13 protein-coding genes are annotated in these 12,480 nt (G+C 55.8%); 1 reads left to right on the plus strand and 12 read right to left on the minus strand.

Annotation, left to right across the window (positions count from 1 at the left end; translation table 11 throughout):
• The first annotated feature begins 27 nt into the window (after positions 1 to 27).
• Entirely contained in the window at positions 28 to 510 is a 483-nt protein-coding gene (locus tag JK621_RS04680) for a zinc ribbon-containing protein (RefSeq protein WP_126480865.1), read from the plus strand.
• A gap of 49 nt (positions 511 to 559) precedes the next feature.
• Here the strand turns inward: JK621_RS04680 and JK621_RS04685 are convergent, their stop codons facing one another.
• From JK621_RS04685 to miaB, 12 genes are all read right to left on the minus strand, one after another.
• Complete coding sequence (locus JK621_RS04685; RefSeq protein ID WP_212558827.1) at positions 560 to 1,258, minus strand: FMN-dependent NADH-azoreductase; 699 nt, start codon at positions 1,256 to 1,258, stop codon at positions 560 to 562.
• Between the two features lie 148 nt (positions 1,259 to 1,406).
• Entirely contained in the window at positions 1,407 to 2,339 is a 933-nt protein-coding gene (gene rihA / locus JK621_RS04690; protein WP_212558828.1) for a pyrimidine-specific ribonucleoside hydrolase RihA, read from the minus strand.
• Positions 2,340 to 2,461: 122 nt separating this feature from the next.
• Positions 2,462 to 3,187 carry an amino acid ABC transporter ATP-binding protein gene (locus JK621_RS04695; RefSeq protein ID WP_126480871.1) on the minus strand — a complete coding sequence of 242 codons (726 nt, stop codon included), beginning with the start codon at positions 3,185 to 3,187 and terminating at the stop codon, positions 2,462 to 2,464.
• The gene (gene gltK / locus JK621_RS04700; RefSeq protein WP_212558829.1) at positions 3,187 to 3,861 is read right to left on the minus strand and encodes a glutamate/aspartate ABC transporter permease GltK; all 675 of its coding nucleotides are present in this window, start codon (positions 3,859 to 3,861) and stop codon (positions 3,187 to 3,189) included. The genes JK621_RS04695 and gltK overlap by 1 nt, the downstream gene beginning before the upstream one ends.
• Positions 3,861 to 4,601 (minus strand): amino acid ABC transporter permease, encoded by a 741-nt coding sequence (locus tag JK621_RS04705; protein ID WP_212558830.1) that lies wholly within the window; start codon positions 4,599 to 4,601, stop codon positions 3,861 to 3,863. Before JK621_RS04705 ends, gltK begins: the two co-directional genes overlap by 1 nt.
• A gap of 216 nt (positions 4,602 to 4,817) precedes the next feature.
• On the minus strand, positions 4,818 to 5,714 hold the full coding sequence (locus JK621_RS04710; protein WP_212558831.1) for an amino acid ABC transporter substrate-binding protein: 897 nt from the start codon (positions 5,712 to 5,714) through the stop codon (positions 4,818 to 4,820).
• Positions 5,715 to 6,097: 383 nt separating this feature from the next.
• Positions 6,098 to 7,627: an apolipoprotein N-acyltransferase gene (gene lnt, locus JK621_RS04715; RefSeq protein ID WP_212558832.1), complete on the minus strand. Its 1,530-nt coding sequence runs from the start codon at positions 7,625 to 7,627 to the stop codon at positions 6,098 to 6,100.
• A 7-nt stretch (positions 7,628 to 7,634) separates the two neighbouring features.
• On the minus strand, positions 7,635 to 8,513 hold the full coding sequence (gene corC, locus JK621_RS04720) for a CNNM family magnesium/cobalt transport protein CorC (protein WP_006319913.1): 879 nt from the start codon (positions 8,511 to 8,513) through the stop codon (positions 7,635 to 7,637).
• Positions 8,514 to 8,597: 84 nt separating this feature from the next.
• Positions 8,598 to 9,071, minus strand: coding sequence for an rRNA maturation RNase YbeY (gene ybeY / locus JK621_RS04725; RefSeq protein WP_212558833.1), 474 nt, complete (start codon positions 9,069 to 9,071; stop codon positions 8,598 to 8,600).
• Positions 9,068 to 10,123 (minus strand): PhoH family protein, encoded by a 1,056-nt coding sequence (locus JK621_RS04730; protein ID WP_004949638.1) that lies wholly within the window; start codon positions 10,121 to 10,123, stop codon positions 9,068 to 9,070. Before JK621_RS04730 ends, ybeY begins: the two co-directional genes overlap by 4 nt.
• 202 nt (positions 10,124 to 10,325) lie before the next feature.
• Positions 10,326 to 10,661, minus strand: coding sequence for a zinc ribbon domain-containing protein YjdM (locus JK621_RS04735; RefSeq protein ID WP_004949642.1), 336 nt, complete (start codon positions 10,659 to 10,661; stop codon positions 10,326 to 10,328).
• A 243-nt stretch (positions 10,662 to 10,904) separates the two neighbouring features.
• Complete coding sequence (gene miaB / locus JK621_RS04740) at positions 10,905 to 12,341, minus strand: tRNA (N6-isopentenyl adenosine(37)-C2)-methylthiotransferase MiaB (RefSeq protein WP_212558834.1); 1,437 nt, start codon at positions 12,339 to 12,341, stop codon at positions 10,905 to 10,907.
• Positions 12,342 to 12,480 lie beyond the last annotated feature (139 nt).

Genomic DNA, 12,480 nt, shown 5'->3' on the forward strand with positions numbered 1-12,480 from the left:
GTCACGTAAGTTCATCGAGGAGAGAATATGAACAAGGTTGCTCAGTATTACCGCGAATTGGTGGCATCTCTGACCGAACGTCTGAAAAATGGCGAGCGTGATATTGACGAATTGGTCGCCGGCGCCGAGAAACGGCTGAACGAAGCGGGTGAATTGACGCGCGGTGAGGTGGAGCAGGTGATCCAGGCGGTACGGCGAGACCTGGAAGAGTTCGCCCGCAGTTACCAGGAAAGCAAGGGCGAGTTTACCGACAGCGTCTTTATGCGGGTAATCAAGGAGAGCCTGTGGCAGGAACTGGCGGATATTACGGATAAAACCCAGTTGGAATGGCGAGAAGTGTTTAAAGACGTCAGCCATCACGGCGTCTACCACAGCGGTGAGGTGGTCGGGCTGGGTAATCTGGTGTGCGAACAGTGCCACCATAATTTGGCGTTTTACACGCCGGAAGTGCTGCCGCTCTGCCCTAAATGCGGCCATGACCAGTTCCAGCGTCGGCCTTTCGAACCTTGAGTTTGCCCCCTCATTCTTCTTTCTGCCAAGTCAGGATGAGGGGAGGCTATCAGCCGAAGAGCTTTTTCATCAGATTACTCAGAAAACCGCCGTTCGCCGGGGGCTGTACCGCCGCAGGCTGGGCTACTGGGGCTAGCTGTATCTTGGCCGGCACTTTTTGCGTCACGGCGATACGGCTGTCTTGTGCGGCTTTTTCAGCGGCATCCGGACCATAGGCAAAACCTTCCGCCAGCACGAACTCTACGTCGGTGATGCCGATAAACCCGAGGAACAGCTTCAGATAAGGGGTGATCAGATCGGTTGGCGTATCGGCGTGGATACCGCCGCGGCTGGAGATCACGATCGCTTTTTTACCCGTCACCAGGCCTTCTGCGCCTTCAGAGGTGTAACGGAAGGTTTGCCCGGCGCGGGCCACCAGATCGAAGTAGATCTTCAACTGAGTGGGGATATTGAAGTTGTACATCGGGGCACCGATGATGATGGTGTCGTGCGATTTCAATTCGGCAATCAGCTCATCGGAAAGCGCCAGCGTCTCTTTTTGATGTGGCGTCAATGGGTTATCGCCGGCGTTAAAACCGCCAATCACTTCGCCATCCAGTTCGGGCAGAGTTGGGTTGGCCAGATCGCGAAGGGTAAATGTGTCATCCGGATGCGCTTTTTGCCACTGTTCAACAAAAAAATCGACTAATTTTCCAGACTGGGAATAATCGCCCAGAATACTTGATTTCAGGACCAGTATGCGACTCATCAGGCTATCTCCAGACTTTCTCTAAGGTGTTGTTGATACGGTGTATAAGGCATCTTAGAGGCAAGTCGTGGTCAGTGATAGCGTAAAAATTCGCTGAGTTAAATCAAAAAAATTGAATGTAACGGGGTGCAGCAAGCACCCCGGCCAATCAGTAACGCGCCACGCGTTCAATCAGCAGTTCGATAAATCCTTCGCGATCAATACCGGTCAGCACTTCAACGTTGGCCGGCTTACCGCTCTGCTGAAAGTGATCCACCACCGTCATGCCGAGGGTATATTCCCCTTTGGTTTCCACGCCGACCCAGCGTTCGATGCCGGTAAACAGCTGCGGTGCCAGCAGCCAGGCGATGGTGCAGGGATCGTGCATCGCGGCACCCGGCAACCCGCGTGGGTGGCTGAGGTACAGCGGCAGATAGAAATCGAGCATCTCTGCGACCGCCTGCGCCACCGGATTGTCAATCTGGCGGATACGTTCGATATCCTGGGGCAGCACCAGTGCCTGATGGGTGACGTTCAACCCGGCCATGGTCAGTGGCACGCCGGATTTCAGTACGATTTCTGCGGCTTCGGGATCGACAAAGATATTGAATTCCGCCGCCGGCGTGGCGTTGCCGGCATTCATTCCGCCGCCCATAAATACGATGCGATCGATGTTGCCTTTCAGCTCGGCATGCTGTGCCAGTAACAGGGCGATATTGGTCATCGGGCCGGTGACCACCAGGGTGATCGGTTGCGGGCTGGTGCGCAGCAGCCCGGCTATCAGTTCCACGGCGGTTTGCGCGACCGGTTTTATCGTTGGCGTCGGCAGATGGGTATTGCCCATACCGGTTTTGCCGTGGACATGATCGGCAATCACCAGCGCGCGCATCAGCGGCGCAGCGGCGCCGGCAGCGACGGGAATATCTTCGCGTTTCATCAGCGTCAGCAGGCCAAGCGCGTTATGCAGGGTCTTCTCAGGCGTCTGGTTGCCGGCGGAGGTGGTGACGGCCTTGATGTCCAGTTCCGGCGAGCGCAGCGCCATGGCAAGGGCAATGGCGTCGTCGAGGCCGGGGTCGCAATCGATAATGATAGGGCGGGGCATGTTTATCTCCTTTTGTTGTTATCCAGTGAGCATCGGATCAAAACAGGGGATAAACAAGTGCTTTTAGTGCCGGGAAAGGGGGGCGAGAATGCGCCCCGGGCGGGGCGCATAGTGTCAATGAATCAATGCAGGATCTTGGCCAGGAAGTCTTTGGCGCGCTCTGATTCCGGGTTATTGAAGAAGTCGTCTTTGTTGCGGTCTTCGACAATTTTGCCTTCATCCATAAAGATCACCCGGTGGGCCACCTTGCGGGCAAAGCCCATTTCGTGGGTTACCACCATCATGGTCATGCCTTCTTGCGCCAGCTCAACCATGACGTCCAGCACTTCGTTGATCATTTCCGGATCAAGCGCGGAGGTCGGTTCATCGAACAACATGGCGATCGGATCCATGCACAGCGCACGGGCGATGGCCACGCGCTGCTGCTGGCCGCCGGAAAGCTGCCCGGGGAACTTGTTGGCGTGGGCGATCAGGCCGACGCGCTCCAGCAATTTCAGGCCTTTCTCTCGGGAGGCGGCTTTATCGCGTTTGAGTACTTTTACCTGCGCCAGCGTCAGATTGTCGATGATCGACAAGTGCGGGAACAGCTCAAAATGCTGGAATACCATGCCCACTTTGGAACGCAGCTGCGCCAGGTTGGTGCTCTTGTTGTTGACCGCCGTGCCGTTCACCAGGATATCGCCTTGCTGAATCGGCTCCAGACCGTTGACGGTTTTGATCAGGGTAGATTTGCCCGAGCCTGAAGGACCACAGACTACCACCACCTCGCCTTTTTTCACTTCTGTGGTGCAATCGGTCAGAACCTGAAAGTGACCGTACCACTTAGAAACATTTTTCAGGGATATCATCAAACAGTCCTTTTCTTCAAATAGCTTACCAGCGCCGAGGCGGCGATACTGATAACAAAATAGACAAAACCGGCGAACAGGATCATTTCAACCTGTGTGCCGTCGCGCTCGCCGATGGTTGAGGCGGTACGGAAGAAGTCGGCCAGGCTCAGTACGTAGACCAGCGAGGTATCCTGGAACAATACGATGCCTTGGGTCAGCAGCAGCGGAACCATTGCGCGGAACGCCTGCGGCAGGATCACCAGCTTCATCGACTGCCAGTGGGTCATGCCCAGCGCCAGCGCGGCGGATGACTGGCCGCGGGAAATACTGATAATGCCGGCGCGGATAATTTCCGAGTAATAGGCCGCTTCAAACAGGGAAAAGGCTACCATAGCCGAGATCAGCCGAATATCGGTTTTCGGCGACAGCCCCAGAACTTGTTGTAATAAGCTTGGAACCACCAGGTAGAACCACAGCAGCACCATCACCAGCGGTACGGAACGGAAAAGGTTGACGTAGATTGTGGCAAACCAGCTGATAGGTTTGATTGGCGACAGGCGCATGACCGCCAAAATGGTGCCCCAGAGAATGCCGAAAACGATGGCGGTCACGGTGATCTTCAGCGTGATGACCAACCCTTGCAGCAGGTAAGGGAAGCTTGGGACAATGGATGCCCAGTCAAATTCGTACATTATTTACTCCCCATATTGCCAGGCAACTGCACTTTCTTCTCTACCAAACGCATAAACAGCATGATCACGGCGTTGATGCCGATATAGGCCAGCGTAATGGCGGTAAAGGATTCATAGGCATGCGCGGAGTAATCCAGCAGTTTGCCGGCTTGAGCGGCCATATCCACCAGACCAATGGTTGAAGCGATGGCGGAGTTTTTGACCAGGTTGAGCATTTCCGAAGTCATCGGCGGCACAATGACCCGGTAGGCGTTCGGCAGCAGCACGTAGCGATAGGTTTGCGGCAGCGTCAAGCCCATGGCGAGCCCGGCGGCGCGTTGGCCACGCGGCAGGGACTGAATAGCGGCGCGCACCTGTTCGCATACGCGAGCAGCGGTAAACAGCCCGAGGCACAGCATGGAGGAGATAAAGAACTGCACGTTAGGATCGAGTTCGGTTTTGAACCACATACCCAGATTGGTCGGCAGCAGTTCCGGAACCACCAGATACCAGGTAAAGAATTGCACAATCAGCGGCACATTACGGAACAGTTCGACGTAACAGGTGCCGAGAGTGGAAAGAAAACGGTTTGGCACGGTACGCAAAATACCGAACAGCGAACCGACAAAGAAAGCGATAATCCAAGCACAGACGGAGAGGGCTACCGTGACCTGAAAGCCGGACCAAATCCAGCCGAGGTAGGTGGTATTCCCAAACGGGGCCTGCTGCAGGAAGATACCCCAGTTCCAATCTATTGACATAACAAACTCCGTTAAGCGGGCGCAGAGCGCCTAAAGATTGATGACTATTCGGCTCGGCGCCGATCGAATCGCAGCCAGTCAGGCTGGCTTGTGCGCGCGGAGATCGGTTGTGAGTTAGGGGGAAAATGAGGGAGGGGAACGGCCCCCCTCATTCCTGTCTGTCCCAGCCATCAACAGGGCCGGTTTGGCCTGGCGGCCGCCCCAGCTCTTTTTCTATTAGTTCAGTGCTTTATCGTTTGGCTCTTTGAACAGCTGCTTCATGTCATCTGACAGGGCGAAGTTCATGTTGAGGTTTTTTGGTGGAATTGGCTGGTTGAACCACTTATCAAACCATTTTGCCGCTTCACCGGAGGTTTGGGCCTGAGCGATGGTGTCATCGACCAGTTTTTTGAACTCAGGATCGTCTTTACGCAGCATACAGCCGTAAGCTTCTTTCGACTGCGGCGTGCCGAGAATTTCCCATTGATCCGGCTTCTTCGCTTTGGCTCGTTCGCCTGCCAACAGCGCATCATCCATCATGAAGGCTACGGCACGGCCGCTTTCCAGGGTACGGAACGAGTCACCGTGGTCCTTGGCGCTGATGATGCGCATGTTCATCTTGCCGCTGTCGTTCAATTTGTTCAGCAGCACTTCCGATGTGGTGCCGGAGGTGACTACCACCGGTTTGCCGGCCAGATCTTTGAAGTCTTTGACGTCAGAGCCTTTTTTCACCAGCAGGCGGGTACCGACCACGAAGATGGTGTCGGAGAAGGCCGCTTGTTTTTGACGTTCAACGTTGTTGGTGGTTGAACCACATTCAAAATCGAAGGTGCCGTTCTGCAGCAGCGGGATACGGTTCTGCGAGGTGATCGGCAGCATTTTTACCTGCAGATCGGGGAGGTTCAGTTTTTTCTTAACCGCTTCAACGATTTGGTTGGAGTAGTCCTGGGAATAGCCCACAACTTTCTGCTGGTTGTCGTAGTAGGAGAACGGCACTGACGATTCGCGATGGCCGACAACGATCACGCCGTTGTCTTTGATTTTCTTCAGCGTACCGGTCAGTTCTTCCGCATGGGCTACGTTACCCGCCATACCGATCAGCAGTAACGATAACGCCAATTTACGCATTTGCATGGTCCAGCTCCTTTGCTGTTGTCGTGGTTCTGACTCAAGAGTGTCAGGTTTAAAACGGGATCTCTTACTCAAGATATAAAGATAGTCTTGGAACAGATAACCGTTAGAAAATAGCCGATTGTGAACACAATGAAACTAAGATGTTTCATTTTTTGAGACGCCACGCGCACCAAATTAATGCAACAAAACCCTGATGCACCTTTCCGGTGCCAGTGATGCTCTCAAGTTGTGCATAAGTGCGACAAAACGTCAGTAAAAGTAAATCGGTCTTAAATCACAGAGTAATTAAAGCAAGGAGTGTGCCAGAAGCGTTGATTTGACGGGTGTTTGAGATAGGGATAGGGACGCGGTGCGCAGTTCACTGAACTGCGCACCGGGTGAGATTACCTGCGGCGCAGGCCGAGCATCAGCGCCATGCCGCCAAGCAGCAGGGTGATGATCCACAACGGTGTGGCGCCAAAGCGGGCGTATGGCGTAATGCCGGTGGTTGGGGTGACTTTCACCTCAAGCACGCTGCGGGTGAACTGCGGGATCTCCGCTATCACCTCACCGTTGGCGTCAACGGCGGCGGTTACGCCATTGTTGGTGCTGCGCAACAGCGGGCGCCCCAACTCCAGCGCACGCATGCGCGCCATCTGGAAGTGCTGCCACGGGCCGATGGAATGGCCGAACCAGGCGTCATTGGAGATGGTCAGCAGGAAGTTGGTGTCCGGGCGGAAGTTATCGCGCACCTGCTGGCCGAGAACAATCTCATAACAGATAGCCGCCGTCAGGTTATACCCTTTCACGCTCAACTGCGGTTGAACGTAATCGCCGCGGCTGAAGGACGACATCGGCAGATCGAAGAACGGCGCCAGTGGCCTCAACAGCGTTTCCAGCGGTACAAACTCGCCGAACGGCACCAAATGATGCTTGTTATAGCGGTCTTTGGCCGGGTAGACGTACGGCGTCTGTTCACCCAATACAATGGCGCTGTTATAGATTTGCTGGCCTTGCGGAGTGGCGCGTACGTCGACAATACCGGTGATCAGGCTGCTGTTTTTGGCGCGCATCAGGTCGTCCATCATGGTCAGGAAGCCATTCTGGCTGGCCTCGTAATCCGGGATGGCGGATTCCGGCCAGATGATGATCGGCGCCTTGCCCATATAAGGGCGGGTTTCATCCAGATAGGTTTGCAGCGTGCTGACCAGCGCTTTCGGATCCCACTTCATCGATTGGGCGATGTTGCCTTGTATCATGGCGACATTCACCGCTTTCTCCGGCTGCGGGGTAAACCACTGCAACTGACGCAGTGGCCAGGGCAGCAGCAGCAGTGCGATGGCAACGACCGCCGCGGCAACGCGGCGCTGATTGATGGCATACACCAGCAACCCGGCGATCGCCATCAGCATGAAGGTGATGGCGTCAACCCCCAGCAGCGGCGCGACGCCTTTCAGCGGCCCGTTGAGCTGGCTGTAGCCGAACTGCAGCCAGGGGAAACCGGTCAGCACCCAGCCGCGCAGAAACTCGGTCACTTGCCAAAGCACCGGCGCGGCAATCGCCAGGCGGTACCAACTGGTGGCCGGCCACAGGCGCGCCAACAACCCGGCGAACAGCCCGGTATACAACGCCAGGTAAGCGGCCAGCAGCGCGACCAGGAAAATATTGACGGCAAACGGCATACCGCCGAAGTCGGCAATGCTGACGTAAACCCAGTTGACGCCGGCGCCAAACAGACCGAACCCCCAGCAGAAGCCGAGCAGGGCGGATTGTCTGGCGGTGCGGTTCAGGGTAACGGCCAGCAGGCCGAACAGGGAAACAATGGCCGCAGGCCACATATCGTAAGGAGAAAACGCCAGCGCGCCGCCGGCACCAGACAACAGCGCCAGCAGGGCGCGAACCCGCTGGCGTTCAAGGAAAGAGGCTTTAGCCATGTTGGATTTAGTCTTCCAGTTTCGGTTGCGGAGAATCGTCCGGAATTTTTACATGAACCTGGATGATACGTCGACTGTCGGCCATCGCAACTTTAAATAGGTAACCTTCGATTTCAATGGTTTCCCCGCGCGCAGGCAGATGCCCGAAGGCTTGCATCACCAGGCCGCCGATGGTGTCGACCTCGTCGTCGCTGAAGTGCGTATTGAAGGCTTCGTTGAAGTCTTCAATCGGCGCCAACGCCCGCACGGTATACATATGGCGACTGAGTTGGCGGATATCCAGATCTTCCTCGTCGTCATATTCGTCTTCGATTTCGCCGACAATCAGTTCCAGAATATCTTCGATGGTGACCAGGCCGGAAACGCCGCCGAACTCGTCAATGACGATCGCCATGTGATAGCGCTGGGAGCGGAATTCTTTCAGCATCCGATCAACCCGCTTGCTTTCGGGTACCACCACCGCGGTGCGCAGCACCTTGTCGATGCTGAACGGTTCAGACTCTGCGCGCATAAACGGCAGCAGATCCTTGGCCATCAGAATGCCTTCGATGTGATCTTTATCTTCGCTGATCACCGGGAAACGCGAGTGGGCGGATTCGATAATCACGTCCAGGCACTCTTCCAGAGTCTGGTTACGCTTGAGTGTGACCATCTGGGAGCGTGGGATCATGATGTCGCGTACGCGCTGCTCTGCGATATCCATCACGCCTTCCAGCATGTCTCGGGTATCGGGGTCGATCAGATCGTTTTGCTCGGAATCGCGGATCAGCTCTACCAGATCGCCACGGTTTTTCGGTTCGCCGTGGAATAGCTGGTTAAGGATGAGAGTAAAGAACCCCTTCTTGGGACTGGGGCTGTCATTGCTTTGTGAATGGTCGTCGCTCATGGCGTTTTAGTTAATATCACTCATGTAAGAGTTAGGGGCGTCAGCGACAGCCCCTTACAGGGGCTGCGGGGGAATCAGCTGACGTCAGACGGGGTCTTTTTCCGCCAGGTACGGGTCCGGATAGCCCAGGCCGTGCATGATTTCGGTTTCCAAAGACTCCATTTCTTCGGCTTCATCGTCTTCGATGTGGTCATACCCTAGCAGATGAAGGCTGCCATGGACAACCATATGCGCCCAGTGGGCCTCCAGCGTCTTGCCCTGTTCAACCGCTTCCTGTTCAACGACCTGACGGCAGATGATCAGATCGCCGAGCAGCGGCAGCTCGATGCCCGGCGGGGCTTCGAACGGGAAGGACAGTACGTTGGTCGGTTTGTCCTTCCCGCGGTAGGTCAGGTTCAGTTCGTTGCTTTCGGCTTCGTCCACCACGCGAATGGTGACCTCGGCCTCTTCCTGAAACTGCGGCAGCACGCCTTCCAGCCAGCGCTGGAAGGTGGTTTCGTCCGGCAGGCCGTTGCTGTCTGCACAGGCAATCTGCAGATCCAAAATCACCTGGCTCATAGTGTCTCCTGCCCGGAGGCGATGATGGCCTCGTGCTTACGTTGTTCGGCAATCGCGTCTTTGCGTTTTTGTTCGGCGGCTTCCCAGGCTTCATAGGCGATAACCACGCGAGCTACCACCGGGTGGCGCACCACGTCTTCGCTATGGAAGAAGTTGAAGCTCAGTTCTTCGACATCCGACAGGACTTCTATCGCATGGCGCAGGCCGGATTTCTGGTTGCGCGGCAGGTCAATCTGCGTCACGTCGCCGGTGATCACCGCCTTCGAGTTGAAGCCGATGCGCGTCAGGAACATCTTCATCTGTTCGATGGTGGTGTTCTGGCTCTCATCGAGAATGATAAAGGCATCGTTCAGCGTGCGGCCGCGCATATAGGCCAGCGGCGCGACCTCAATCACGTTGCGTTCGATCAGCTTCTCCACGCGCTCAAAGCCCAGCATTTCGAATAGGGCGTCGTACAGCGGGCGCAGGTAAGGATCGACTTTCTGGCTCAGATCCCCCGGCAGGAAGCCCAGTTTTTCACCGGCCTCAACCGCCGGGCGCGTCAGCAGAATGCGGCGAATCTCCTGGCGTTCCAGGGCGTCTACCGCAGCGGCGACGGCCAGATAGGTCTTCCCGGTCCCCGCCGGCCCAATGCCGAAGGTGATGTCGTGATCGAGAATATTGGCGATGTACTGCGCCTGATTCGGCGTGCGCGGTTTCACCATGCCACGCTTGGTTTTGATGGTCACCGCTTTGCCGTAATCCGGCACGCTGTCGGCTACCTGTTCAAGCACCCGGCTCTCTTTGATGGCCAGATGGATCTGTTCCGGGTCGATATCCGGGATCACACCGCGAATGGGCGCGGTGTCCACGTACAGGTGGCGCAAGATATCGGCGGCGGCAACCACGCACGGGTTTTTGCCAACCAGCTTAAAACGGTTGTCACGGCGGTTGATCTCGATCCCCAACCGGCGTTCGATCTGTTTGATATTGTCATCAAACGGGCCGCACAGGCTGAGCAATCGCTTATTGTCTGCCGGCTCTAACAAAATTTCTTGTGTTGCGACGTTCAAACTATTCCTCAAGGCTCACATCGGGCCTGGTTGATTTTCGGTACGCGCATTCAGGGTAAACCCTGATGTTTCTACCTTGAATTATTCATGGTGCGCCGCACTGGCGCAAGTTTACCCATGATCTATCTGTGCGCCGGCGGCGTAATTCAAGGGCCGGAAGAGGAAAAAACGCGGCAAAAACAGCCGCGTAATTGTGCGGGGATCAGTTCTTTTTCACGAACTCGGATTTCAGCTTCATCGGGCCAAAACCATCGATTTTACAGTCAATGTTATGGTCGCCTTCCACCAGGCGAATGTTTTTCACCTTGGTGCCAATCTTCAGCATCGAAGAGCTGCCTTTGACCTTCAGATCTTTCACCACGGTCACGGCGTCGCCGTCGGCCAGCAGGTTGCCGTTGGCGTCTTTGACAATCAATGCATCGCTGTCTTCCGCCGGGGCGCTGTCGCTCCACTCGTGGGCGCATTCAGGGCAGATAAACATCGCATTGTCCTGATAGGTGTATTCGGAGTTGCATTTCGGGCAGTGTGGGAGTTGCATGCTATGTCGCCTCTTAATAAATAATAAAAAAACAAAAAAGAACATCACCGGACGCAAGCGCCCGGCGGAGAAATAATGTTTTTGTGTTGGATGCCATCCCAAAATAATTGGAGTTGCATCACAACAAAGCCACGGCTTTGTTGAGCAGCGCTTGCACGGGCCCCAACGGGGTGAGGCTTTGCCGGGTTGACTCCCCAGGAGCCTAGTAAACCAAATGACTGGGGGGCCAACACAGATGCAGCTTCAAGTATGAAGGGAGGGCTGGTAAGTGCCGACGCCCAACGCATTCTCTTTGCGGGTACGGGCGATCACCGACTGCGGGGATTCATGTACGCGCAGATCCATCTGCTGTTCGGTACGCACCACTGCGCCACGCAGTGTGTTGGTCATGACTTCGGTGATTTCCACGTCAACGAATTGGCCGATCATATCCGGCGTACCTTCAAAGTTCACCATACGGTTGCATTCGGTGCGGCCGGCCAGCTCCATCAGGCTTTTACGCGAGGTGCCCTCCACCAGAATACGCTGCACGGTACCGAGCATGCGGCGGCTGAACTGCAACACCTGCTGGTTGATGCGATCCTGCAGGATATACAGGCGCTGTTTCTTTTCGTCTTCGCTGACGTCGTCCACCATATCGGCCGCTGGGGTGCCCGGGCGTGACGAATAGATAAAACTGAAGCTGGCGTCGAAGTTAATCTCGGCGACCAGGTTCATGGTCTGTTCGAAGTCGGCCTGGGTTTCCCCCGGGAAGCCGATGATAAAGTCGGAGCTGAGCTGTATGTTCGGCCGCGCCTTGCGCAGTTTGCGAATGATCGCTTTGTATTCCAACGCGGTGTGCGCGCGTTTCATCATGGTCAGTATGCGGTCTGAGCCGCTCTGTACCGGCAGATGCAGGAAGCTGACCAGCTCTGGCGTGTCTTGATACACCGCGATGATGTCGTCGGTGAACTCAATCGGATGGCTGGTGGTGAAACGGATGCGGTCAATGCCGTCGATAGCCGCCACCAGGCGCAGCAGCTCGGCAAACGAGCAGATACCGCCATCGTAGGTGGCGCCGCGGTAGGCGTTGACGTTCTGGCCTAGCAGGTTCACTTCACGCACGCCCTGTGCCGCCAGTTGGGCGATTTCGAACAGCACGTCATCGCTTGGGCGGCTCACTTCCTCGCCGCGGGTGTAAGGCACCACGCAGAAGGTACAGTATTTGTTGCAGCCTTCCATAATGGAAACAAAGGCGGTTGGGCCTTCGGCGCGCGGTTCCGGCAGGCGGTCGAACTTCTCGATCTCCGGGAAGCTGATGTCGACGATTGGGCTGCGGGTTCCGCGTACGTGGTTGATCATTTCCGGCAGGCGGTGCAGGGTCTGCGGGCCGAACACTACGTCAACGCAGGGCGCGCGAGTGCGGATCAATTCGCCTTCCTGAGAGGCGACGCAGCCGCCCACGCCGATGATCAGCGCCGGGTTTTTCTCTTTCAGCAATCTCCAGCGCCCAAGCATGGCGAAAACTTTTTCCTGCGCCTTTTCACGAATTGAGCAGGTATTCAGCAGCAGCACGTCCGCTTCTTCGGCGTTTTCGGTCCACTCGAAGCCGTGTGTGCTGTTCAACAGGTCGGCCATTTTCGATGAATCGTATTCATTCATCTGGCAGCCCCAGGTTTTGATATGTAGTTTTTTCGTCATTGACTTGCCATTACTCAGTGCGGAGCGAAAGTTGCGTTACGCGACATGCAGAATGCGTATTGTAATCATTTGGCGCCGTTGTGACCAGCGTGGGGAAAACGGTATGCGACCTGATGCGCAATTAAAAATCCGGTACACT

Origin of the sequence: Serratia plymuthica (genome assembly GCF_018336935.1) — a bacterium.
GTDB classification, from domain to species: domain Bacteria; phylum Pseudomonadota; class Gammaproteobacteria; order Enterobacterales; family Enterobacteriaceae; genus Serratia; species Serratia plymuthica_B.